Origin of the sequence: Sphaerisporangium sp. NPDC051011, from assembly GCF_040653595.1 — a bacterium.
Lineage (GTDB): Bacteria > Actinomycetota > Actinomycetes > Streptosporangiales > Streptosporangiaceae > Sphaerisporangium.
Genome location: NZ_JBFAGG010000012.1, coordinates 68,962 through 94,434, shown reverse-complemented (window position 1 = coordinate 94,434; position 25,473 = coordinate 68,962). Strand labels below are relative to the sequence as shown.

The following is a 25,473-nucleotide window of genomic DNA, read 5'->3' as shown; positions in this document are numbered from 1 at the left end:
CCTCCCTCGCGACTGAGAGATCGTCCTCGGCGCCCTGCGAATGATCGCCCCGCCGGCGGTCTGATCCGATCACCTCCGGCGCGCGCAGGTCGATGGCATGAGTTCGTCGCACAGCTGAGACATACGAGGTCGTGACGGCGAGGTGACGGCTGTCTTCGGCGCCGCTAACCTGAGCGGTCTGTGTTCGCGGCGGGACAGGGGAGAGCTCAGGGGCATGTACGAGCGCGGGATGCGGGTGCGGCTCCGGGACCGGCTGTGGGAGATCGAGGATGTCCGAGGTGCCGGAGAGGGCGCCTTTCTCGATCTGCGTCGCACCGACGACCGGCCTGGGCCTCGCCGGCTCAAGGTACTGGCCGGAGCCGAGCCGACGTTGGAGGCTCGGGCGGCGACGCGGTTGCGGTTCGAGCCCGGCAATCCCGTGGTGCTGGCCCAGCTCCATGACGCCCTCGCGCTCACCATGGCTCATGGGCGTGGTGACCTGCTGGCCGTCGAGCACGGTCGGATCGACGTCGAGCCGTACCAACTCGTTCCCGTCCTCGCCGGCATCCGGCAGCCGCGGGTCAGGCTGTTGATCGCCGACGATGTCGGTCTCGGCAAGACCATCGAGGCCGGGCTCGTCCTGATGGAGCTGGCGCGGCGCGGTCGCGCCGACCGTGTGCTCATCGCCTGCCCGGCGGGCCTGCAGGACCAGTGGGTCGAGGAGATGCGGTTCAGGTTCAACCTGGAGTTCGCCAAGGTCGACAGCAAGAAGTGGCTGGAGCTGCGCCGCGACAACCCGACCACGGTCAGCCCGTGGACCTCCGTTCCCTATGCGGTCTCCTCGGTCGACTACCTCAAGAACAACCTGTCAGCGATCACGGCGGCCCCTCAGTTCGACGTCGTCATCATCGACGAGGCCCACCATGTGGCACGGGCCTATGCCGGTGAGGGCCGTTCGTCCGGCACCGGCCGCAGCCGTCTGGCGCGCACCCTGGCCGACCACAGCCGTGAGCTGCTGCTGCTCTCCGCGACACCGCACAACGGGTACCAGGAGTCGTTCGCCAGCCTGCTCCAGCTCCTGTCACCGCACCTGGCGGCCGACGACGGCCGGCTCGACACCGAACTCGTCCGTCCCTATCTGGTTCGCCGGTTGAAGGACGACGTCGCCAAGGGAGATCCTCCGCAGCCCATCAGCCGCCGCCACCCTCCGCAGCCGATCGAGGTGTCGCCGACGACCCGGGAGAAGGAGATCCACCAGCGGCTTCGCGGTCACTCCAAGCGCGTGCTCAGGGCCCTGCGCGGCACCGACTCCTACCACGTCCAGGCGTTCGCGCTGGAGGTGCTGCGCAAGCGCGCCCTGTCCAGCCCGCACGCGCTGCTGAAGAGCCTGGAGCGCCGCGCCCAGAGTCTCGGGATGGCACCCGTCGACCATGCCGGACGCAGGCGGATGGACGCACTGCAGCAATACCGCGGGGACGTCGCCCTCCCGGAGGCCGAGTTGCTCACCGTCGAGGAATTGGCCCTGCAAGGGGTCGCGGCGCATCTGCCCGATGAGGACCTTCGCGAGGAGCGGCGCCTGGTCGGCGTGCTCACCGAGCAGGTCGCGGCGCTCGGCCCCGGCGACGACAGCAAGTTGACGCGACTGCGCGGATGGCTGGAAGGCTTTCGCGCCGGACGCCGAGGTGAGCGGATCATCATCTTCACCGAGTACCGCGACACGCTGGACTATCTGGAGGACAACCTCGGCCTCGGCCCCCTGTTCCGGGTCGACGGCTCCGTTCCGCTGGCGAAGCGGAAAACCGTCCTGGAAGGTTTCGCCGGCACACCGGGCGCGATTCTGCTCGCCACAGACGCGGCCGGGGAAGGGCTCAACCTCCAGGAGTCATCGCACGTCATCGTGCACTACGAGTTGCCATGGAACCCCAACCGGCTGGAACAGCGCAACGGCCGTGTCGACCGGTACGGGCAGCCGCACATCGTGGAGATCAGCTACCTCTACCTCGCCGACACCCGTGACGAGGAGATCCTCCAACGGCTCCGTGAGAAACTGGCGGTGATCGCCAGGCAGCTCGGTTCGAGCAGCGACGTGCTCGGCATGGCAGGGCAGAATGACGTGGTGGACGGGCTGCTGGAGGACGTCTCCGAACAGGAGCTGGAGGCCCGCCTGGAACGTGCCGTCCAGCAGGTGCGCGACTACCTCGAACGCACAGGGGCCCTCGTCCTCATGCAGGGCATGCGCGACGAGAAGCAGGCCGAAGCCGACACCGACTCCGCCCGCGAGCGGGCCCGCTGGCTGCTGCCCGACTTCGAGGAGTTCCGCCGCTTGGTGACGGGTGTCGTCATGCAGGGCTCCGGACGGGTGAAAGGCACTGGCGAGGTGATCGAGATCGACCCCGGCCCGTTCCTCGGCCGGTATCCTCAGGTGCCGCAAGAGCCGTTCCAGGCCACCTTCAGCCGGGCCGTCGCCCTCGACCCGTCCAACCGGGGCATCGCGTTCCTGACCCCCGCCCACCCCCTGGTACGGGCTGTGCTGCACCGGGTGCGCACCAGACTGTACGACGAGCAGATCACCGACCGGGTGGCGATACGCCCTGTCGCCGGCGCGCCGGAGGGCTACCTGTTCACCTTCCTGGGCCGGATCCTCTCCGACGACGGCCGGATCCTGGAGGAGCCGCTCATCCCGGTCTTCGTGCCACCAGGCGGACCGGCGAGCCAGGATGAGGACGCTGACCTCAGGCTGCTCCGGCAGCGTGGCACCGCCGGCACCGAGAGCACCGTCGAACGGGCCCGTGTTCGGCTGGCCGACGGATTCGACGATGCCGCCGGGCTCGCCGAACGTGAGGCGGTGCGCAGGCTCGCCGCACACGCGGACCGAGTACGGGACCACCTGGCCACCGAAGTCGAGCGGGTACGGCGCGACCTGGACCGCTGGCACGAGGTCGAACTGGCCGAGACCGAGCGCCGGTTCGCCTCCAGCGTGGGAGACCTCGTCCAGATGGGCCTGTTCGCCGACATGGGGCACGGCGCCTTCCACAGCCCCGAGGAGGCCAAAGCGGTGGTCGACGCCGAGTTCACCAAGCGACGGGACGCGCTGACCCGCGGCTTCGGGGTGGCCGAGGTGAGCGCGGCCGACCCAGTGGGCTGCGTCGTGTGCGTGGAGGCCTGAGCCGTGCTGAACATCACCGTCGCCGGAACCACGCTGTCTTCGTACTACCTGTCCGACCCGGCACTTTTCCTTCGCGAGCAGCGCGGACGGGCCGGAGCCGAGGACGCCGCCGAGGGCGTCAGAGTGGCGCGTCGCGAATTGCGCGCCCTGGTCGCCGACATAGACGAGACCAGCACGGCGGGCCAGACCCGCGGCCGGATGCTGAGCTGGCTGGGGTGCTTCGGCTGGCGGTTCCCCACGAGCCTTCCCGGCGTCGGCGAGGCCGTGTCCGCCCACCCGGCGGACGGCGCGGACGATCTGGTCTGGGTGCTGATCTCCCCGGCCGGGCAGCACTTGGACGCCGCGCCCAGCGGCCGGCGCGCGGGCAGGCTCCGGCCGCAACGCCAGGCGGAGGTCTGCGCCCGGGAGGGCACGTTGCCCGCCGTGCTGCTGAGCAACGGGTCCGAGCTGCGGGTGATCCGCCGCGACCCCGGGCTGGGCGGCGAGGCGAGTTACCTGACCGTGGACCTCGCCGGGCTGGCGGAGCTGGGCGACGATCACGAGTGGCGGGTGCTGTGGGCACTCCTGCGGCCCGAGGCGTTCACCCCCGACGCCGACGGCAAGTCCCTGTGGGACCGGGTCGAGGACGCGAGCACCGACGCCGCGACCGCCGTCAGCGAGAACCTGTCCGGCGGAGTGCGCAGGGCGCTCAGCGCCCTCGCCAACGGCGCGCTCGCCGGCTGGCGGCGGGTGGCAGAGCCGATCCCGGCGCCCCGGGACCTGTTCGCCGACGCACTCAAAATCGCCTATCGGCTGCTGTTCGTCTCCTATGCCGAGGACCGCGGCCTGCTGCCGGTCGGCACGCCCGCCTACGACCAGGGTTACTCGCTGCGCGGCCTGCGCAGGCAGATCGTCGACCCCGCCTCGGTGTGGACACCGGACGGCGGCTTCCTGTGGGCGTCCCTCCGGGCCCAATGGAGGATGCTCCGCGACGGCGTCGACGCCGGCGAGCTGCAGATCACCGCGTTCGACGGGGCACTGTTCGACCCGGACAAGTGTCCCCTCCTCGACGACGAGGATCTCACCATCGGGGACACCTTCGTCAGGGACGTCATCGACGCGCTCTCTTATACAGAGCCGGTCAGGAACGCGAAGGGCAAGGAGGTCGTCGGACGCCGTCCGGTCAACTACCGTGAACTCGGCGTTGAACAGCTCGGCAGCATCTACGAGGGGTTGCTGTCGTTCGAGCCGCAGATCGCCGACGTCCCCAAGGTGCTCGCCCGGGTCGGACGCGGGCAGTCGGCCGTGGTCCAGGTGCTCGACGCCGACCGCGTACCCGAGGGCGCCGAGGTGGTCGAACGGTACGACACCGGCGCGTTCTACCTGTTCGAGGCCACCGGTCAGCGCAAGGGGTCGGGGTCGTACTACACAGCCCGGCCGCTCGCGCACTTCGTCGTCGGGGAGACCCTGCGCCCGCTGACCGAAAACGCCACCTCCGAGCAGATCCTGAGCCTGCGCATCTGTGACCCGGCGATGGGCTCCGGCGCGTTCCTGGTCCCCGCCGTCCACCGGCTGACCGAGGCGTACGGCGAGGCGCTGGCGCGGGAAGGGGAGCTGCTCGACCACAAGCTCGACGACGCGCAGCGTGCCGCCTACCGCCGGCTCATCGTCGAGCGGTGCATCTACGGCGTCGACCTCAACCCGATGGCGGTCGAGCTGGCCAAGGTGTCCCTCTGGCTCGCCACGGCGGCGGCCGGGAAGCCGCTCTCGTTCCTGGACGCCCACCTGCGCTGCGGCAACGCGGTCATCGGCGCGAGCCTCGACAGCTGGCGGGGCGTCCCCGTGCCCGCGCAGAGCAGCAGGAGTGGCAACCGAGTGGCGGCGAAGCAGGACTCCCACCCCACGCTCTTCGAGATCGCGGAACCCGACCTGGCCAACGTCATTCGCGTACGGCAGGCCCTCATTGCCCAGCCGTCGGACGACCGCCTGCAGATCCGCGCCAAGGAGCAGCGGTTCGCCCGCCTGTTGGAGAGCAGCGACTTCACCGGCCTGCGGAAACTCGGCGACTGGTGGGTGGCGCCGTTCTTCCAGCCGGACAGATTCAAGGGCAACAGCGCCCAGTGGCTCAACGGCCGCCAGGACATCATCGAGCACGGCGACCCGATCCCGCCGCACCTTCACGGGGTTACCGACGAGATCCGGGAGCAGGTGCGGCCGTTCCACTGGGAGATCGAGTTCCCCGAGGTCTTCTTCGACGCCCGCGGCGCCCGCCGCCCCGACGCCGGCTTCGACGCCATGATCGGCAACCCGCCCTGGGAGGGCATCACCTTCAAGGCCGCCGAGTTCTACGGCCGCTTCGACCCGTCATACTCCCTGCTGAAGAAGAAGGACGAGAAGCTGGCCCGCCAGGCCGAATTGGACGAGCACCCAGAGGTGACGGCGGCGGCCGAGCGAGCCGACGCCCATCTGGCCGGAGTGAAGAGCTTCATCGGAAAGTCGGGCGTGTACCGGATGCTCTATTCGCACGGGACAACATTCAACTATTACCGAACATTCCTGGAGCGTGAGCTGGCGCTACTTTCCCCTAATGGGCGCATAGGCCTAGTGATCGACTCAGGCATCGTCTCGGACGCGGCTACCGTCGAGCACCGCCGTGAACTGCTTGAACGTTGCGCGGTCGATAAGTTTGTGCTCTGCGATAACGTGAATAAAATCTTCCCTATCGACAGTCGCGAGCAGTTTCTATTGCTTGTTGCTGGAGTTGGCGGCTCGACCGATCCGTTGCCGTTCACCAGCGATGTTTCTCGGCTTGAACATTTGCTAGATTTGGAACGTCGAACACTTCCTATACCACGCATAACGATCGAAGCCTTGGCCCCTGAGACGTTGGCCATTCCTGACACCCGGGATGCGGCTCTGCTGGAGCTCATGTCCGTGATCTACACGGACAAGCCCTACCTTCTGGATGAGATGTCGATCGGCGGCTGGCGGGTTGACTGGGGACGAGAATTCCATCTAGATGACGACAAGTCCCTGTTCGCATCTGATGGAACTGGCGTCCCAATGCGCGAAGGCAAGCACATACACCAATATGTTCACGACTTTGCCATTCCTGTCTATCACTTGAAGGAAGATGTTGGGGATAAGGCTCTTTTGAACAGGGCCAGAAAACGGTCTAAGAGAAAAAACGTGCGCGGGCTTCGCCGAGAGCGGGGGGAAAGGTTTCTCTCCTCTGTGGAGCTCCGGCAAGGTACCCTAGAATTGCCGGTTGATCAGTTTCGCCCATGCTTCCGTGAGACTGCGCGAGGCCGCGATGAACGGACCTTGATCGCCGCCGTGCTACCTCCGGGAACTGCAGTGGCGCATACTGTCCACTACTTCTATCGGTCAAGCTTCGATCTAGCGCACGATGGGTATCGCACAGTGCTGTCGGCTGAGGCGATGGTGTATGTGGTGGCACTAATTAATAGTCTTGTATGGGACTTCCTGGTTCGCCGTAAGGCCAGCCTCCATGTAACAAAGTCCATCATGGCGACGCTGCCGATTGCCGACGTCTCGCTAAAGGTTGCTCCTGGTGTCCAGATCGTGGCGCTTTCTGCAAGGTTGACATGCCGTGCTGTGGAGTTCGATGAACTGGCTGAAGTCCTTGGTGTTGAGTGTGAGCCGTTACCCAAAGACGTGGAGTACGACTTGCGGGCTGAGTTGGATGCTCGGGTTGCCCACCTGTACGGGTTGTCGAAGGATCATCTTGAGCTGATCCTTGCGGACTTCAGACAGAGCGCGGACGCTGAAGGGAGTCCTGTGCGGCCAAACGAGGAATACAAGCAGCTCGTTCGGGATCACTTTGCGCGACTGAGTGACACGTCTAATTAGGTCAGATGGTCCGTCAGTGCTTGAGCAGTCTCTCGGGCGGTGGGGGAGTCGACTGAGGCCAGTGCGTCGCGTACTTCGACCGCACGGCGGCGCACTCGACCGGATGAGACCTCACGGAGTTTGCCGATGGCGGTGACAGCCAGGGCTGCGCCCTCGTCGACTTCGCCCGCTTGAACGAGGCTGCGGGCCAGAGCAAATTGTCTGCCCGCGACATTGCGTCCGTACGATGCTCCGGTGTGGGCAACAGATGCCTGGAAGTACGGGATCGCAGCTTTGTGCTTGCCGGCCTCGGTGAACAGATGGGCTTGAATCACCTCGGCTTCTGATTTGTCATAGAACGCTGTCCAACCCGGAGATGGCCGGCCGGTTCGCGGTCGCTCCATGAGCCGCTGGGACCGGGTCAGGGCGGCGCGGGCGCCAGCGTGATCGCCCAGGAGCGAGAGGGCGTTTGCCTCACGGCTGGCGATGATCGAGAGGAGGACCGGGGATCCGAGGGGCTGGGCGTGATGACCTGCAGCAGCCAGCAGATCGAGAGCATGCTTGGGATGCCTCTCGTAGTTGGCCTGGAGGCCGAGCATCGCCAGTGCCTGGACTTTAAGCTCGGTGTCGTCAATGGTGGTGCCGATGGTCAGGCCCTCGTGCCAGTAGTGGCGGGCCTCGTCCTGATCGCAGGCGTCGAAGTGGAGGTAGGCGCAGCTGTTCGCGGTCTCGCCTGCCAGGAGGCGGAGTTGGCGGCCGATCGAGTCGGAGTAGGTGCTCGTCTCGATGATGCGGCGGATGCGGTTCAGGTGGCGGACGGCCAGGGCGCGGACCTCAGTGCCGCCGTGGGCGTCGCCGAGTGTGCGGAGGGCGCGCAGGCCCGCGCGCAGCTCCTGGACGTGCGGCGTGCCGACCGCCTCGGGAGGGGTGAAGGCGCCGAGGGCGGCACCGGCCGTGGTTCCCATTGCAGCCGTCACGAATGTACGACGGTTCACGTCCGTTTCCTCTGTTTGGTCTGTTATTAGAAACGTACATGGGTTTATTTCACCGTACGGCGCGGGCGGGAAACCCAGGTCGGCCGGGTTGACCCCGAACATGGCGTGCAGCACCCGCCAGGCCTTCTGGCGCGGCCGGGGCGGGTTGGGCAGGCACCAGCGGCGGAACTGGCGGTCGGTCAACTCGACCGGCTCGCCGACCATGTACGCCGCCTGCGCGAACGCGGCCAGGAACGCGGCCGGCCGGTCCCACCCCCGATCGGCGCACGCCTGCTCGAACAGCGTCCCCTGCCGTCCCATGTCCACCTCCGTGTGATCGTCTCAATGCGGAGGGTAATCGAAAGTCCGGGGAAGGAAAGCCCGTTGGCAAAGAAAAGTCGTCCCGTATGACGGGCGGAAGATCGCCGGCGTCCCGCACGTGGCCGGTTGTCTTGAGGGCAGGATTCCCCCTGGAGAAGGACACCCGGACGAATGAGAATCTATTCCTACGATGGGCAGCAGGAAAGCGCCGTTTTCCCCGGCAACGAGGCATCTGTCGGGGAGGCCCGGCGGTGGCTGGGGAAGATCCTCGGCGACCATCCGCGCCGTGACGACGCCGTGCTTTTGCTCTCGGAGATCTTCACCAACGCCGTGGCGTACACGCGGTCGCCGGAGATCCCGGTGACCGTCCTCATCGAGTGGGACAGAACCGTCCAGGTCAAGGTCACCGACCAGGGAGGTTCGACGGTCCCGTGCGTCTGCCGCGCCCCCGCGGACGACCTGGCCGAGCGCGGACGCGGCATCCGCCTGGTCCGGAGCCTGTCCAGGCGCTGGGGCTTCATCAAGGACGCGAGCGGCTGCACGGTCTGGTTCGTCCTCGACCCCCGGGACCCCCTGTATGACGATGAGCCGCCCATGTCACCGGCCAATCGCCGATCGACCTACCAGGAGGTCCATGACGGGTGAGCATGAGGATGCGGCCATGGCGTCCATCGGCAAGTCCGCCGTCTACGGGCGGGGCGGCCCGGGGTCAACCTTCATGACGTTCCGGACTCGCCGCCGGCTTGTCCGGCTCTGGCCATGTCGGCGATCACCGGTCCGAACACCTTGACCGTCCCGCCTCGCCAGGCGGAGCGTTGATCCCGCAAGTCCGTGCACACCTGGACACAAGAGGAGGGCCCCATGGGGCTACGGTTCATCGGAAAGGACCCGGAAAGTGACAGTGACCACTCGCCGACGGTGTGGGTCGATGAGGCGACCGGCGATCTTATCCTGCAAGGCTGGAGGATCACCGACGCCGAGACGCAGGCGGAGATCGGCACTGTCCCCGAGAATGAGACGATCATACGATTCCCCTCGCGGATGATCCCGTTCGTACTGGAGGCAAACGGTGGAGACGGCTCCGGTTCCGTCGTTCGGTGAGCTGATCTCCGGTGCCAGGCGGTCGGCGGTGCATCTGGAGATGCGCGACGTCTACGATCCCGGCTCACGCCGGTTCGCCACGTGGCGGGCCGGCCACCGTGAGAATCCGGCGGACCGAGAGGAGTGGTGGAGCCCCTTCCATCAGGTCGTCGCCGACTCGGTCACCCGGGGCGTCCAGGTGCGCCGCGCTCGGGTCGTGTCCGAACCGCTCAGCGAGTATGTCCGGTTCGAGTACGACGTTACCTTCTCCAACATCGCTGCCGGTGAACAGGTGCGGTGGCTGGCCCGGCGTCGCGCTTCGGACCTGGCACTTCCGGTCAACGACTTCTGGGTGTTCGACGACCGCCTGGTCCGGCTCAGTCATTTCGCGGGCGACGGGACGTTCGTCGAGGACGAGTTGACCGACGACCCGGCGATCGTGAAGTTGTGCCTCGAAGCGTTCGAGCAGGTGTGGGAACGCGCCCTCGACCACCACGACTTCCACCCCGCCTGACCGGCTCGCTGCTCAACAAAGCACACACATCGATGCCCTCGTCGCCGTCGTCCAGCGTCCAGCAGGCCCGGGAGGCACTGGCGGGCCGCCTGCGTGAGATCCGCCTCGATGCGGGGCTGTCGGCCCGGGCGCTGGCCGCGGCCGCCGGGTGGCACGAATCGAAGACCTCGCGGATCGAGAACGCCAAGACTCCGCCGTCCGACGCGGACATCAAGGTCTGGTGCGCGGTGTGCGAGGCCGCCGACCAGGTGGGCGATCTGATCGCCTCTTCGCGGGCCGTCGCCTCGATGTACGTGGAATGGCGGCGAGTCCAGCGCACGGGTCTCGAACGCCTCCAGAAGTCCTCTATCCCGTTGTACGAGCGGACACGACGCTTCCGCTTCTACCACTCGCTCCTGATCCCCGGCCTGTTCCAGACCGCCGGCTACGCGGGCGCGCTCATGGCTGCCATCAGCACGTTCCGCGAGATCCCGGACGACATCGAGCAGGCGGTCGCGGTCCGGATGGAGCGTCAGAAGGTCCTCCACTCTGGCGCACGGTTCGCCGTCCTGGTTGAGCAGTCCGTGCTGTACTACCAGGTCGGTGACGCCGAGGTGATGGCCGGGCAGCTTGATCATCTGATCTCCATGGCCGCTCTGCCCTCGGTAAGCCTGGGCGTCGTCCCGTTCGCCACCGGAGGGCGACCCGTGTGGCCACTGGAGGGCTTCAGCGTCTTCGACGACCATCAGGTGAACGTCGAACTGCTCTCGGCCATGGTGACCGTCACGCAGCCTCGGGAGATCGCTCTGTACGTCAAGGCGTTCGGCCGGCTCGCCGACATGGCCGTGTACGGAGCGGCCGCCCGATCGTTGATCGCAGCGGCGATCGACGATCTCCGGTAGGAACTCGGCCGCAAGTTCGTAGAAGTTCGTAGGCGCAGGGAAGCCCGGCTACCTACCGTCATGGTCTGCGCACACCTGTTCTGAGCCGTCGCGCCCGCCTTGTGAAGCTCCGGCGGCGTCGTGACGCGCGTCCCCGCGCCTTTCAGGAGACCTCATGCGAAGTCTTGACCTTCTCCGGTTCGCCTGGTGGGAGATCACCGGCAAGTGCCAGCTGACGTGCGGCCACTGCTATGCATCCTCAGGCCCGTATGCGACACATGGCACCATGACCACCGCCGACTGGCGGCGTGTCATCACTCAGACCCACCAGGTCGGCGCGAAGATGGGGCAGTTCATCGGGGGTGAGCCGACCCTGCACCCTGATCTCCCCGAGCTCATCTCTCACGCGCTCGGCACCGGCATGGAGGTCGAGGTTTACACCAACCTGGTCCACGTTTCAGCGGCCATGTGGCAGGCCTTCCAGCTCCCGGGCGTGCGGTTGGCCACCTCCTACTACTCCGACCACGCCCAGGAACACCGATCGATCACCGGCCGCCCGACACTCAAGAACACGACGAAGAACATCGCCCGCGCGATGGAACTGGGAATCCCGCTGCGTGCCGGGGTGATCGGGGTCCTGGACCGGCAGCGCACCGGACAGGGCATCGCCGCCTTGGAACGTCTCGGTGTGCGGGAGATCGGCTATGACGACCTCCGGGAGGTCGGCCGTGGCGAACGGGACAAGGGGCCCGGCGTCGATCAGCTGTGCGGCAACTGCGGGGATGGGCAGGTGGCCATCGCACCCACGGGCGAGGTGTGGCCGTGCGTCTTCTCGCGGTGGCTGCCCGCTGGGAACGTCCTGGAGTCGTCTCTCGCGGATATCCTCAGCGGTGAGAAATTCCTTCAGATCTCAGGTCGCCTACGGGATGAGTTCGCCGACCGAGGTCTGGCCAAGCCGTGCAAGCCCGATCCGTGTAGTCCGGACTGCAGCCCGTCGTGCAGGCCGCAGAACAACTGCCGTCCATCGAACAACTGCGCACCGAACTACTCGTGCGGGCCATGCGCCCCAAAGGATCAGAACTGCGACCCGGTAAGGAACTGTGAGCCGAACAAGTGCCGCCCCACCAAGAAAGGCTGACGTGACCAGTCGGCACCGGCGCCTTGAGTCCGGGCAGCGCGCCTTTCTGCGCCGTGTCTTGTCGGACGGCGCGACCCGGCTTGGTGTGTCTCTGATCGGGCAATCGGTGTTCGGCTGGCACGATCGCACCATCGGGTCGGCCGCTCTCCGCGCTGGGGGCGGCCGGTTCTGGTTGCGTGCGACTGCCGAGCATCGCGACTTCGCCGATGGCGACACCTGGACCGGCAACCATGACGCCAACCGGATAACCGGTGTGCCAAGGCCAGAGGTCATGGCCCGCGCCGAATGGGACGAACCGCCGGTCGTCATGTATGCCGAGCTGATGACCTATGTGCCCGATGCCCCTTGCTCATCCACCCCTGAACTCACCGAATGGCTCACGCTTCCCAGCACGTGGTGGATCGAGCTGCGCCAGGCGCTCGACACGCTGGCCGTGCAGCCGACCAGCCGGGGCTGCCACGATCCGCGGTCGTTCGTCCGCCGCGTCGAGGACTACTACGGTCGGCGGCTGGGCCCGCACACGCCCACGTTGCAGACGGAGCACACTGACCTGCACTGGGCCAACCTCACCAAGCCTGGCCTGTGGCTGCTCGATTGGGAGTATTGGGGAGCCGCCCCCGCCGGGTACGGCGCGGCGCTCCTGTACTGTCACAGCCTGCTTGTCCCCGGCATGGCGGCCCGTGTGCACGAGGTGTTCGCCGACCTCCTCGACACACCCACCGGTTTTGTGGCGCAGCTGTCCGCCGCCGCGCACATCCTTGATCGCGCTGAGCGCCTTGGCGACTATCGCGATCTGCGGATCCCGGCCCAGGAGCACGCCCTGCGGCTCCTTTCCGCGGGAGGGGGTGAGCCATGCTGATCAGCCGGCTCGCCGTACCCGCTCGCCTGGCGGCGAAGTGGCCGTTCACCCTTCCCGCCGTCAAGGGGCTTAGCTCTGGGGTCGAGCTGACCACCCCCGTGACCTTCCTCGTCGGAGAGAACGGCTCGGGGAAGTCCACGATCGTTGAGGCGATCGCGGATGCGTGCGGCATCAACTCCGAAGGCGGCAAGGCCGGGACCCGGTACGCCAGCACCGGTCCCGCCACCCCCCTCGGGGAAGTCCTCGAAGCCGAATTGACCGTCGATGGGCTGCGGCTGGTCCGCGGTCCCCGGCTCAAACGGCGGGCGTTCTTCTTCCGTGCCGAGACGCTGTTCAACCTCGGACGGAGCGTGTCCGGCCGGTACGGCTTCTGGGAGGAGGACCTCACCGAGCAGTCCCATGGGGAAGGGTTCTTCACCGTGCTGGACCGGATGGTGTCCGGCCCTGGCCTGTACTTGATGGACGAGCCCGAAGCCGCTCTGTCATTTCACTCGTGCCTGCGCTTGGTCGGGCTTATGGACCGCGTCGCGGGTCAAGGCGGGCAGATCATCTGCGCGACCCATTCGCCGATTCTCGTCGGCCTGCCGGGGGCGCGGATCCTGGAACTCGGTGACCACGGCATTCGCCCCACCGAGTGGGACCGGCTCGAACTGGTCGACCACTGGCGGCGCTTCCTCGTCAAACCGAACTTCTATCTGCATCACGTCCTGGATGAGACATCACCGGGCTCGATTGACTGAGGCTCCCTGCTCCGTTCCTGCAGATCGGTCAGGGAGGCGCGGATGTTCCCACCCCTCTCGTCCCTGCCGGCGACGGCAGGACAGCCCCGGGCCTGCGCTGCCAACGCACCTTCAGGCTTCAGGACAGAGCGACATGACCTTGAGGTTGATGTCGCTTAGCCAGACCGGCGGTTCGGTCGTCGCCTCGCGAGCGGCGAGACGGTAGGTTTTCGGGTTCTTGCCTTCCATACCCCTGCCGTCGGCAATGATCCGCATGATCCGCGAGCTGATCCTCTGTGGCATCTGTTGGACCGGCTCCCGGCCGCCTCACCACGTCGCCGGCTCCTGGAACTTCGATGTTGGAGCGTGACCTGGATAGGCGCTGTCAATACCTGATCCGGAGATATTTTTCATCGTGCCGAGCAAAGCCGGGGTTGCATGTCGGCCCATCCGGGCAGGTCACAGCGTTCAGGATTGAAAAGAGCCTGAGAATAATCAATATGCATGGGAATCATTGTCCGATCGGAACGCCGGGCATACCTAGACTCGTGACTGCCGATACACCCTACTTGCGGCCTCTTCGAGGACCTGTGATCAAGGAGATGAGATGACAACACACGAGTGGACGCCCCGGTACAGCCCGTTCGGCTCAGTTCACAGGGATGGACCTAACGGAGAGCGACGGCGGGATCGACGCGCTGCAATTCGGTACGCCCGTCCTGCTCCCACGGATTCCAACCTGGCCGGTGGCTGGGTCGCGGATCCTGTCGAGCGCTGGATCTTGGATCAGAGGGACAAGTTTCTAGGGGAAGTGCACTACGCTGCTGAGAATTTCGAGGGGAGCGTCGCAGATAATGTGGCGCTGGCTAGATTTGTCAGCCGCGCTCAGCTGGGTATGCCGGGTGGGGTAATCATAGATAATCGCCGGATGCTAGGTGATGAGTTGGCTCAGGCTGTCGTCTTATTTCTATTGCATTTTTACCGCTGTGAGATATTCGAGCGCGTTAATCGGAAGTTCCATCGTGTGGAACGGCGCGAAGTGGATATGCTCAAGAATCGGGCTGGCGATACATTCTACACCGAGGGTGCACGCTTCGCGCGTGCATGCGTGAAAGAGAATGCGCAATATCGTAAAAATGTTCCAGACTGTTCTGTCACTTCGGGAATGCTTGGATCGGGCCCTCTAAGGGATGCGCACCTGGCCCGAACCGTAGCGCAAGCCTTGATGGAGAATCATTGGCCAGCCGTTCGAATTCGTGACTACCTGGAGTTGTATGGGTATATTAACCTGAGTGGTAACGTTGGCCGATGGAACCATGATCAATATACGCGACTGGGACTAGGTGTGGAGAAAGCGGCTCAACGCTGAGAATTTCTTAGTCGGTGAATCGGTGCCGCTGCCAGTGATTCGGGCCTGCGTACTCCGAGGATTGAGACTGGCTTCAGTTCGGCGTCTGTCCGAGATGGTGAGGAACGTCTTGATCTGTTGGATCATGGCGGAAGCCGACGACCTACAGACGGATCCTCTGCCTGATCGGCTTCCGGGCGCGGCGCGGATTGTCGGTGGTGTCCGTTAGGTTGAGCGCTGCATGCGCGTGATAGGCGGGGGCTTTGCCGCGCGCATGGAGAAGACGGCGACGGAAGCGAGGAGTCCGGATGAACCCGTTAGAGCTGGCCGAGCGGCTTCGGGATGACTACCGGCGGTTCACCTGGACCACTTACCCCATCGCCAACGAGGGCCTTCGCGCACAACTGGAACGTATGGTCGACGACGAGGCGTTGCTCTGGCGCGGGCCGTATCTCTCGGTGCAGCCGAGGTTCCGGCTGGATGCCACGCTCGCCGAGCTCGCCTCGCGGATCGGGCTGCCTCCGGAGATCGTGAAGGCGTTCCCGCGGGTCGAACGCCTCTTCACCCACCAGGTCGCCGCCATCACCCGCATCAACGAGGGCCGGAGCACCCTCGTCGCCACCGGTACCGGCTCCGGCAAGACCGAGGCGTTCCTCATCCCCGTCGTCGCGCATGCCTACCGCAATAGGCACCGGCCGGGCGTGAAGGCGATCGCGCTGTATCCGATGAACGCCTTGGTCAACGACCAGCATGACCGGGTGAAGACCGCGTGCGAGGCGCTCGGACTCACCTACGGCGTCTACACGGGCGCGACGGCGCAGAGTGAACGCGCCCGGATGCAGGAGAACCCTCCCGACATCCTGCTCACGAATTACTCCATGCTCGAATACATCTTGACCCGGCGTGACGATCGCCAGCTCTTCGGTTCCGGGGTGCTGCGACATCTCATCCTCGACGAGGTCCACACCTATCAGGGCGCGCTCGGCACGGAGATCGCCGGTCTCATCCGGAGGCTGCGCGGCCACGTCGACGCCGACGGTCTGGTCTGCGTCGGCCTGTCGGCGACCGTGAGCGCTGGCGGCGATCACCAGGCGGATCTGCGGCGCACCGCCGCGTTCGCCGGTCGGCTTTTCGCCTCTGACTTCGATGTGGACGCGATCGTCGAGGAGACCGCGGTTCCCGTGCCGCAGCCGGACATCACCGCCATCGGGTCGGCTCCGGACGGGAACGCCCTGCGTCAGGCGCTCACGGATGGCGGTGAACCCGCCCGGCTGCGCGCCGTACTGGGAGATCCAGAGGCCAGTGCGGTCCTGGACATGTTCCGCACGCACCTGGCGGAGCCGCGTACGATCGACGATCTGGTCGACAGACTCGCGGAGGTACCCCAGCGGGCCGGGGCGGACCGCGAGGCCCTTCACGACGAGGTCGTGGGCTGGCTGCTGCTCGGCGCGGGCACCCACACGGCCGCCGGTCCGCCGGTGCTGGAGGCAAAGGTTCACCTCTTCCTGCGAGGTCTGCCGAGTCCGGTGCGGTGTGCCGCCGAGGCCGGGCATCTTCTCCTCGACGGGGCGACCACCTGTGGCGTCGACGGCTGCGCGGCCGAGTCGACGACCGCCCTGGGGGTCTGCCTGGGCTGCGGTCAGGACTATGACCTGGAGTACGACGAGCCCGGCGGCCCGGTGACACGCTACGTCGTGCGCGACCTGATCGCCGAGCCGCTGGAGGAGCCAAGAGCCCGGGACCGCCAGTGGTACCCGGCCGGCAGATGCGCCGTCTGCGGTAAGGACGTCCACGGGGGCACGTGCCTCGGGTGTGACGCTCCCGCACGGGAGGTCGTCGTCGCCGTCCCGGACCCCGGCAAGCCGCTGACGCGGTGCAAGGTCTGCGGGTACCTGCGTTCCCGTGGGGGAGCGGTGCAGGAATTCACCGCTCGTACGGCAGCCGCCGTGACCGCCGCGGCCTTCAGCCTGCACAGCGGGCTGGCCGAGCAGAGCGACGACGAGATGTTGCGCCGTCTGCTGATCTTCGCCGACTCGCGCCAGGACACCGCCTTCCAGGCGGGTTACCTGAGGGACCGGTCCCGCGCCGTTCAGGTGCGCCGCCTGATCGTGGACAGCGTGAGAGCACGTGCCACCGCCGATGAACCGCCGGCCAGTTTCAACGGCCTGGTGGCGGACGTGTTCCAGCGTGGACAGCGGACAAGGCTGTACGACGACCCGGCGGGCACCGACGCCCGGCAGCGCGCACTGAGGGTCTGCGAGTGGGACGTGCTCGGGGAGATCGCCAGCGACGAACGGCGGCCTCCCACGCTCGAACGGCTCGGCGTCGTGACCGTCGGATATCCAGGCCTCGACGCGTTGAGCGACGAGGATCTCAGACCTCTTCTCTCGCACGTGGGCGGAGAAGTCGCCGCGGCGCGCTGGCTGCTGGCCCGGATCCTCGACCTGGCCAGGACGCGCGGCGCGGTGGGCCATGAGCTGATGCGTGCCCGGCTGGGCGCGAAGGTCGAGCTTGAGCTGGCGGCGGCCGGGGCCACCCTGAGCGGGGGCCAGACGGTGACGGGCATCGGTGACACCACGATCAAGGTCGCCGGAGCGTCCGCGCTCAGCATGGGGGCCAAGGGCTCGATCGCCCGTCTGCTGAAGCTCGCCTTCCCGCTGGTCACCGACAGCGACGCCGTGGAGCGGGGCACGAGGGCCGCCGTCGAACTGCTCTCGAGTCATGGCCTGCTCATCGATACTCAAGTGGGCACCGGCCGGGCGCGGGTGCTGCTGCGCCAGGTGGCACCCCAGGAGATGGAGATCCGTCCGGTCACCGGGCCGTTGCACCGCTGCCGTGCTTGCCGCGCCGTCCAGCCCGAGCGATCGCCCCGCGATCGGTGTGCGACGTTCAACTGCTTCGGCCGCCTCGAACCCTGGAACGGCGACCCGGACGATCACGAGCGGCTGCTGGTGAGCGGTGAGTCGCCCCTGGTCGTTAAGGCGGAGGAGCACTCCGGGCAGATACCGCTGGAAGACAGGGAGAAGATCGAGGACAGGTTCAAGACCGCCGATCTGAACCTGCTCGTCTGCACGATGACGCTGGAGCTGGGCGTTGATCTCGGCCAGCTCCTCGCGGTCATGCTGCGCAACGTGCCGCCGCGTCCCAGCAACTACGCCCAGCGTGCCGGGCGGGCCGGTCGGCGCGAGGAGCGGGTGGCGCTCATCGTCACCTTCGCGGGCGGCATGCCGCACGACAGCTACTACTACGCCCGTCCCGTGGAGATGATCCGCGGGGCGATCCGCCCGCCCGCCTTCTTACTCGACAACGAGCGTGTCATCAAGCGCCACGCCCGCGCCATGGCGCTGGAGCTGTGCGGCCACGATCTTCCCCTGTGGATGCGCGACCTCGTGACGGCCGACCAGGCCGGCACACTCCAGGGCATCGAAGACGTGCAGGTCGCGCTGGCCGAGGACGCCGAGCGGATCGCCGCCCGGATCCACCAGGCGTTCAGACTGGGCTTAGGCACCTCCGACCTGCCCTGGCTCGACGAGATATGGGCCCGCTCGGTGGTCGACGCCTTCATCGCCGATCTCGACGAGGCGGTCGAGACCTATCGCCTCAAGCAGAAGACCCTTCTGGAGGAGTGGCAGCGGGCGGGGGCCGGTCCGCCCAGCGCGGAGTCGGTTCGCGCGGTCAGCAGCATCGTTGCGAGCCTGAGCGCGATGAGCCGTGGTGACCGCAACCGCGCCTACGTGCTGTCCTACTTGGGCAATGTCGGTTTCCTGCCCTCCTATGCCTTCCCGACCGACACCACCGCGCTCACGCTCGAGCGCGAACCGACCGAGCTCTCCCAGGACTCCGTCCAGGCGATCAAGGATTACGCCCCGGGCCAGCTCGTGTACGCGCGAGGAGCCAAGTGGCTGGTCGATCAGGTCGACTACCGCAGGGCCAATCTGATCAACGCCGCTGGGGTCGGGGCGCTGCCGACGGTGAACATCTGCCTTCGATGCGACACCGTCAACCAGCCCACCGACGCGCACTGCGCGTCCTGCAACAGCGACGAGCTGGCCCCGCAGCTCAGCGTTCCCATGCGAGCGATGCTGGCGACGCGGCGCCAGCGCATCGCGGCCGACGAGGAGCACCGTGCCCGCACCCCGTTCGACGTCACCCACCACCTCGGCGCTCCCAACACCGCGGAGACGTGGCTGTTCGAGCGGCCCGGTCTCGTGCTCCACTGGGAGCGCGGGGCGGACCTGACCGTTCTCAACCGGGGCCGCGTCGCGAAGGATCACCGTGATAGCGAGCGGTTCATCGTTTGCACCGGCTGTGGCCTGTGGTTCGACGCGATTCCCGGGCTTAAGCCGACCCAGGCCCAGAAGAACCGGGAGAAGCTTCACGATGCCATATGCAACGACCAACGGCTCGAACCAAGCGTTCTCCAGGTCGACCGCCGGGTCGACTGTCTTCAGATCATGCCCGATCTGGAGGAGCCCGGCATCACACCGGACCATCTCCAGGAGTTCCTCGCCAGCATCCGCGCCGCGCTCGACCTGGGCTGCCGGGTCGTGCTCCAGGCAGGGGAGGACGAGGTCGCGGGGTTCGACTGGCCTCGCCCCGATCCGGAGGGAGAGGACGCCGCACTGCGGCTGGCGGTGCTGTACGAGCAGGTCCCGGGCGGTGCGGGATATCTGAGGCAACTCGCGGAGCGCTTCGGGGAGGTCGCGGCGACCCTGGTTCCTGTACTCGACGGGTGCGCCTGCGAGCGTTCCTGCTACGCCTGCCTTCGGTCCTACGGCAACCAGCTCGAAGAAGATCTGCTCGATCGCCGGATGGCCGCGGATTTCCTGCGCCGCTTCGCCGGCGCGCCGGACGTGGAGGGTCGGCGCGTCCCCACCTATGCCGATGGCTTCGTAGGCCGTCCCCGCTCTGCGATCGAGCGGCGGCTGGCGATCGCGCTTGTGGCTCTTGGGGCGCCGCGCGGTCACGCGCAGTTCCCCTGGGGGGACCGCGGCTCCTCCGACGGCACTCCCCGGCCGGTCACGATCGCCGACTTCGCCTGGCCGGAGCGGAAGGTCGCCGTTTTCTGCGACGGATGGAGACACCACCACACCCCGGAGCGCCAGGCCTCCGATCAGGTCAAGCGCGCCGCGATGCGAGACGCCGGCTGGACGGTGCTCACCTTCTGGGGAGGTGAGATCGTCCGGGACGCTCATGGGTGCGCGGCCAGGATCGCGGCCCTTCTCACGCAGGGGTGATCAAAGCGCCTGGGGAGGCTCGACAGCCCCCGGGCGTGGTCGCCAACAACGACCGCGCCAGCGACCACAACCCGCAGGTCGTGCGCGTGCGCCCCTGACCCCGGCCGTTCGCGGGCCCGCGCTTACTTTGCGCGGACCCGGACCCGGGGGACCTGCGGTGATCGCCTGCACGCCTGGGGGAGAGGCCCGGAGGCGACGGGACCGGAAAGCCGGTATCGGTAGGCTGAAGTGCATGACGACGCCTGCGGAACGCTATGCCGCCTTCCGTGACAAGCATGCCGGCAGCGGGCCCGCCCTCACCTCCTTCCGCGGCCTGTACGACTTCGAGCTGGACGAGTTCCAGCTCGACGCCTGCCGGGCGCTGGAGGCGGGCGACGGCGTGCTGGTGGCGGCCCCCACGGGGTCGGGTAAGACCGTGGTGGGCGAGTTCGCCGTCCACCTCGCCCTGGAGCAGGGCAGCAAGTGCTTCTACACCACGCCGATCAAGGCGCTGTCCAACCAGAAGTACAACGACCTGGTCCGCCGCTACGGGGCGTCCAAGGTCGGGCTGCTCACCGGCGACAACAGCGTGAACGGCGACGCCCCGATCGTGGTCATGACCACCGAGGTTCTGCGCAACATGCTCTACGCGGGCTCCACCACGCTCGCCGGGCTCAGCCATGTGGTCATGGACGAGGTGCACTACCTCGCCGACCGCTTTCGCGGCGCCGTATGGGAAGAGGTGATCATCCACCTTCCCGAGTCGGTGCGGGTGGTGGCGCTGTCGGCGACCGTCAGCAACGCCGAGGAGTTCGGCGAGTGGCTCGGCGAGGTGCGCGGCGACACCACGGTGATCGTGGACGAGCACCGTCCCGTGCCGCTCTGGCAGCACATGCTGGTCGGCGACCGCCTGTACGACCTGTTCGTGGACGAGGACAACCGGCCGCGCATCAACCCCAGCCTCATGCGCATCTCCCGTGACGAGCAGCGCCTGGCCCAGGCGCGCGGCCGCCGCGGCTACAGCCGGCCGCGCCGCTCGGCCAACGGCGTCAGCCGGTCCGACGCGATCGAGAAGCTCGACTCCGAGGGCCTGCTGCCCGCGATCACGTTCATCTTCAGCCGCGCCGGGTGCGACGCCGCCGTCCTGCAGTGCCTGCACGCCGGAATCCGGCTCACCACCGAGCGCGAGCGCCACGAGATCCGCCAGATCGTGGACGAGCGCACCGCCCACCTGCCCGACGAGGACCTGTCGGTGCTCGGGTACCTGGAGTGGCGCGACTGCCTGGAGCGGGGCCTCGCCGCCCACCACGCCGGAATGCTCCCCGCCTTCAAGGAGGTCGTCGAGGAGCTGTTCACCCGCGGCCTGGTCAAGGCGGTGTTCGCCACCGAGACCCTGGCCCTCGGCATCAACATGCCGGCCCGCTCGGTGGTGATCGAGAAGCTCGACAAGTGGAACGGCGAGACGCACGCCGACCTGACACCCGGGGAGTACACGCAGCTCACCGGGCGGGCCGGGCGGCGGGGCATCGACGTCGAGGGGCACGCGGTGGTGGCCTGGCAGCCGGGCACCGACCCGGTGGCCGTCGCCGGCCTGGCCAGCACCCGCACCTACCCGCTGCGTTCCAGCTTCCGCCCGTCGTACAACATGGCGGTCAACCTGGTCGGCCAGGTCGGCAGGGAGCGCGCCCGCACCCTGCTGGAGGCGTCCTTCGCCCAGTTCCAGGCCGATCGCGCGGTCGTCGGCATCGCCAAGCAGCTCCGGCGGGCCGAGGAGGCCCTCGACGGCTACGCCGAGGCGATGACCTGCCACCTCGGCGACTTCCAGGAGTACGCCGGGATGCGCAGGGAGCTGTCGGACCGCGAGTCCGACCTGTCGCGTCAGCGCGGCACGGCCCGGCGCGCGCAGGCGGTGCGGTCGCTGGAGGCATTGAAGCCCGGCGACGTGATCCGCGTCCCCGGTGGGCGCCGGGCGGGTCTCGCCGTCATCCTCGACCCCGGCCTCACCATGCGCACCGAGGGCCCTTCGCCGCTCGTGCTGACCATCGGCAAGCAGGTCAAGCGGCTGTCGGCGGCCGACTTCCCGGTGCCGGTCGAGCCGGTCGAGCGGCTGCGCATCCCCAAGGGCTTCAACCCGCGCGCGCCGAAGGACCGTGCCAACCTCGTCGCCACCCTGCACGCCAAGATCGGCGACCGTGACCTCGGCCGTCCGGTCCGGGCCCGCGACCACGACGCCGACCCGACCCGCGGCTCCACCCCCGGCAGCCCCGAGTGGGAGATCGCCGAGCTGCGCCGCAAGCTGCGCGCCCACCCATGCCATGGGTGCGACGAGCGTGAGGACCACGCCCGCTGGGCCGAGCGCTACCACAAGCTGCTGCGCGAGACCGATGGCCTGCGCCGGCGGGTCGAGAGCAGGTCGCACGTCATCGCGCGCACCTTCGACCGGGTGTGCGGGGTGCTCGACCAGCTCGGCTACCTGGACGGCGAGACGGTCACGCCCGAGGGCCGCCGCCTGTCCCAGCTCTACACCGAGCTGGACCTGCTCACCTCCGAGTGCCTGCGCGCGGGCATCTGGGAGAACCTCGACGCGGCCGAGCTGGCCGCGTGCGTGTCCTCGCTGGTGTTCGAGTCGCGGCAGGCCGACGACGCCCGCCCGCCGAAGATCCCCGCGGGGGCCGCGAAGGAGTCGCTGGCCGCCATGGTGCGCATCTTCGCCGAGCTGGAGGACATCGAGCGCGACCACGGCCTGTCGTTCATCCGCGAGCCGGACTTCGGGTTCGCCTGGGCCGCGTTCCGCTGGGCCAAGGGTCACAGCCTGGACGCGGTGCTCACCGACGGCGACCTGGCGGCGGGCGACTTCGTCCGCTGGGTCAAGCAGCTGCTCGACCTGCTCGACCAGATCGGCAAGGCGGCTCCGCGCGGCGGGAAGGTGAAGCAGAACGCCGCCAAGGCCCTCGAAGCCCTACGCCGCGGCGTCGTCGCCTACTCCTCCGTCGCCTGACGCCTGCCCTGGCCCCGCCCGCCCGCTCAGGGTGGGCGGGATCAGGCGACGGTGAAGCGGACCTCGCGGGTGAGGAGGTCGGCGCGGGTGAGGCGCACGTCGGTCTTCTCGCCGAGGCGCAGCCCGTCGCCGTCGCAGCGGGCGACCACGGCGGGCTCGGCGATCTGCACGAGCCCGCCGGGCCTGCCGTCCTCGGTGTCGATCACGACGGCGCCGAACGTCTGCCCGACCCGGTCGCGCAGCACGAACGCCTCCACCAGGTCGACGCAGGCGCGGTCGACGGCGGCGGCGCGGCGCCCGCCGCCCGCCATGAGCGCGGGCAGCCCGGCCAGCGCCTCCTGGACGGGCTCGGGCACCGGCACGCCCTCGGCCACCGCCAGGCACACCTCCCCGGCGTAGCGGTCCACGAGGCGGCGCAGCGGCGCGGTCACGTGGGCGTACGGCGCGGCGACGGCGGCGTGCCCGGCGTCCCGGGGCGGCTCGCCGTTGAACGCGGTGTACCCGGCGCCGCGCAGCAGCGCCGTGGCCTCGTGCAGGAAGGCCGCGTTGCCCGGAACGGACGGGTCCAGCGTGTGCACGACCTTCCCGAAGGGCGTGCCGGCGGGCCAGGGGACGCCCAGGGCGGCCGCGATCCGGCGCACCCGCTCGACGGTGTCCGGCGCGGCGGGCGGCAGCGTCCGCAGCACGCCCATCTCGGCGTCGAGCATCATCGCCGCGGCCGCCATGCCCGTCATGAGGGATATCTGCGCGTTCCACCCCTCGGCGGGCAGCGGGGTGCGGAACTCCACGCGGTAGCCGTCCCCGTGCGGCACGATCTCCTGCTCGGGCGTCGGCAGCGTCACCCCGCCGCGCGCCCGCTCCAGTTCCTGGCGCAGGGCGCCGACGACGGGCAGCAGGCGCAGCGTGCCGTCGGCGGTGCCGGTGTCGACCGCGGCCTGCACGTAGTCGTAGTCGAGCCGCTCGCGGCTGCGCACCAGCGCGCGGGTGACGTCGGCCCCGACGGTGACGCCGTCGGAGTCCAGGTCCAGGCACCACAGGGCGGCGGGCCGGACCACGCCCGGCAGCAGGCTCGCCGCGCCCTCCGACAGCACGGCCGGGTGCAGGGGGACGCGTCCGTCCGGCATGTACACGGTCTCGCCGCGCTTCCTGGCCTCGGTGTCGATCGCGCCGCCCGGGCGGACGAACGCGGCGACGTCGGCGATGGCGTACCACACGCGGTAGCCCCGGGCGCGCTGCTCGATGCACAGCGCCTGGTCCAGGTCCATCGACCCCTGCGGGTCGACGGTCAGCAGCGGCAGGTCGGTGCGGTCCGGCAGGGAGGGCAGGCCGGTCAGGCCGGGCAGCGCGGACGGATCGGACGCCGCCGTCTCCGCGACGCGGCGGGCCTCCTCCAGCACGGGCTCGGGGAACGCGTCCGGGAGCTCCAGCTCGCCGCGGATGCGGTCGAAGCCCTCGGCGAGCTTCGGCGCGCCGGACACGTGGATCGCTTTGGGAAGCACAACCCGGATCTTAGGGGTGATACGCCCGATACGCCCGTTCAGCCGGCCAGCGTGGCGAGCAGGCGGTTGAGCGGGCCGTCCAGGTCGTAACGGTCGGCGAGGGCGACCAGCGCCTCCGGGTCGCGCGGCTTGACCGGCCGGGCCATGTCGAGATCGGGGAGGGGCGCGTCGTGGGCGACCCTGACCACGGCGGGGGCGACCGCGAGGTAGTCGCGGGCCTTGATGATCTTCGTGCGGCTGCCGGCGGGGAAGCCGTCCGTGACGCCCTCGTCCAGCGCCGCCAGCATGGCCTCCAGCGAGCCGAACCGCGTGATCAGCGCCGCCGCCGTCTTGTCCCCGACGCCGGGCACGCCGGGCAGCCCGTCGCTCGGGTCGCCGCGCAGGGTGGCGTAGTCGGCGTACGCGCGGCCGGGGATACCGTACTTGGCGGTGACCTCGGCCTCGTCGATCGTCTGCAGGTTGCGGATGCCCTTCACCGTGTACAGCACCCGGCACGGCCGCGCGTCGTCCACGAGCTGGAACAGGTCGCGGTCGCCGGTGACGATGTCGACCGCCCCCGTGGCCCGGGCCGCGCACGTGCCGATGACGTCGTCGGCCTCGTACCCGGGCACGCCGACGCGGGCGACTCCGACGGCGTCCAGCACCGCCTCGATCACCGGGACCTGCGGCACCAGGGTGTCCGGCACCTGCTCCTGGTCGCCCTCCGCGACCCGGTGCGCCTTGTAGGACGGGATGGCCGCGACCCGGAACGCGGGCCGCCAGTCGGCGTCCATGCAGGCCACGAGCTCGTCGGGGGCGTGGCCGCGCACGAGCGTGCCGATCATGTCGATCAGCCCGCGCACGGCGTTGACCGGCATCCCGTCCGGAGCGGTCATCGACTCGGGGATCCCGTAGAACGCCCGGAAGTACAACGAAGGGGTGTCGAGAAGCATCAGCCCTGGCATGCCCCCATCCTGGCAGCCCCGGCGCCC

The 25,473-nt window shown here is 68.3% G+C and carries 16 protein-coding genes; 12 read left to right on the top strand and 4 right to left on the bottom strand.

Translation table 11 applies throughout. The features are described 5' to 3' along the window. The first annotated feature begins 214 nt into the window (after positions 1-214). Together AB0H21_RS26700 and AB0H21_RS26695 are read left to right on the top strand one after the other, a co-directional pair. On the top strand, positions 215-3,145 hold the full coding sequence (locus AB0H21_RS26700) for a helicase-related protein (RefSeq protein WP_358521571.1): 2,931 nt from the start codon (positions 215-217) through the stop codon (positions 3,143-3,145). Between the two features lie 3 nt (positions 3,146-3,148). Next, positions 3,149-6,997: an N-6 DNA methylase gene (locus AB0H21_RS26695; RefSeq protein ID WP_358521568.1), complete on the top strand. Its 3,849-nt coding sequence runs from the start codon at positions 3,149-3,151 to the stop codon at positions 6,995-6,997. Here AB0H21_RS26695 and AB0H21_RS26690 read toward each other — a convergent pair. After that, complete coding sequence (locus AB0H21_RS26690; RefSeq protein ID WP_358521565.1) at positions 6,994-8,271, bottom strand: hypothetical protein; 1,278 nt, start codon at positions 8,269-8,271, stop codon at positions 6,994-6,996. The genes AB0H21_RS26695 and AB0H21_RS26690 overlap by 4 nt on opposite strands. A 171-nt stretch (positions 8,272-8,442) precedes the next feature. On the opposite strand from AB0H21_RS26690, the gene AB0H21_RS26685 reads away from it, so the two are divergent. The 7 genes from AB0H21_RS26685 (at position 8,443) to AB0H21_RS26655 (ending at position 13,462) form a co-directional block, all read left to right on the top strand. Continuing rightward, complete coding sequence (locus AB0H21_RS26685; protein ID WP_358521562.1) at positions 8,443-8,916, top strand: ATP-binding protein; 474 nt, start codon at positions 8,443-8,445, stop codon at positions 8,914-8,916. Positions 8,917-9,132: 216 nt separating this feature from the next. Continuing rightward, positions 9,133-9,372, top strand: a complete 240-nt coding sequence (locus AB0H21_RS26680; protein ID WP_358521560.1) for a hypothetical protein — start codon at positions 9,133-9,135, stop codon at positions 9,370-9,372. Beyond that, positions 9,341-9,865, top strand: a complete 525-nt coding sequence (locus tag AB0H21_RS26675; RefSeq protein WP_358521557.1) for a DUF6879 family protein — start codon at positions 9,341-9,343, stop codon at positions 9,863-9,865. The genes AB0H21_RS26680 and AB0H21_RS26675 overlap by 32 nt, the downstream gene beginning before the upstream one ends. Positions 9,866-9,897: 32 nt before the next feature. Continuing rightward, entirely contained in the window at positions 9,898-10,746 is an 849-nt protein-coding gene (locus tag AB0H21_RS26670; RefSeq protein ID WP_358521554.1) for a DUF5753 domain-containing protein, read from the top strand. Positions 10,747-10,900: 154 nt separating this feature from the next. Continuing rightward, positions 10,901-11,863 carry a radical SAM protein gene (locus AB0H21_RS26665; protein ID WP_358521552.1) on the top strand — a complete coding sequence of 321 codons (963 nt, stop codon included), beginning with the start codon at positions 10,901-10,903 and terminating at the stop codon, positions 11,861-11,863. Between the two features lies 1 nt (position 11,864). Continuing rightward, complete coding sequence (locus AB0H21_RS26660) at positions 11,865-12,722, top strand: aminoglycoside phosphotransferase (protein WP_358521549.1); 858 nt, start codon at positions 11,865-11,867, stop codon at positions 12,720-12,722. Next, a complete protein-coding gene (locus AB0H21_RS26655; protein WP_358521548.1) occupies positions 12,716-13,462 on the top strand; it encodes an AAA family ATPase in 747 nt (248 codons plus the stop codon). The genes AB0H21_RS26660 and AB0H21_RS26655 overlap by 7 nt, the downstream gene beginning before the upstream one ends. A gap of 111 nt (positions 13,463-13,573) precedes the next feature. Here the strand turns inward: AB0H21_RS26655 and AB0H21_RS26650 are convergent, their stop codons facing one another. Further along, on the bottom strand, positions 13,574-13,717 hold the full coding sequence (locus AB0H21_RS26650; protein ID WP_358521546.1) for a hypothetical protein: 144 nt from the start codon (positions 13,715-13,717) through the stop codon (positions 13,574-13,576). Positions 13,718-14,222: 505 nt separating this feature from the next. On the opposite strand from AB0H21_RS26650, the gene AB0H21_RS26645 reads away from it, so the two are divergent. The 3 genes from AB0H21_RS26645 to AB0H21_RS26635 all read left to right on the top strand — a co-directional run bounded on the left by AB0H21_RS26645 (position 14,223) and on the right by AB0H21_RS26635 (position 23,003). Further along, positions 14,223-14,810, top strand: a complete 588-nt coding sequence (locus AB0H21_RS26645; protein WP_358521544.1) for a hypothetical protein — start codon at positions 14,223-14,225, stop codon at positions 14,808-14,810. 287 nt (positions 14,811-15,097) lie between these two features. Next, complete coding sequence (locus AB0H21_RS26640) at positions 15,098-20,026, top strand: DEAD/DEAH box helicase (protein ID WP_358521541.1); 4,929 nt, start codon at positions 15,098-15,100, stop codon at positions 20,024-20,026. A gap of 232 nt (positions 20,027-20,258) precedes the next feature. After that, positions 20,259-23,003, top strand: coding sequence for a DEAD/DEAH box helicase (locus tag AB0H21_RS26635; RefSeq protein ID WP_358521539.1), 2,745 nt, complete (start codon positions 20,259-20,261; stop codon positions 23,001-23,003). A 41-nt stretch (positions 23,004-23,044) separates the two neighbouring features. Here the strand turns inward: AB0H21_RS26635 and AB0H21_RS26630 are convergent, their stop codons facing one another. Continuing rightward, a complete protein-coding gene (locus tag AB0H21_RS26630; RefSeq protein WP_358521536.1) occupies positions 23,045-24,502 on the bottom strand; it encodes an RNB domain-containing ribonuclease in 1,458 nt (485 codons plus the stop codon). 38 nt (positions 24,503-24,540) lie between these two features. Then, on the bottom strand, positions 24,541-25,446 hold the full coding sequence (locus tag AB0H21_RS26625; protein ID WP_358521534.1) for a 5'-3' exonuclease: 906 nt from the start codon (positions 25,444-25,446) through the stop codon (positions 24,541-24,543). Positions 25,447-25,473: the final 27 nt, after the last annotated feature.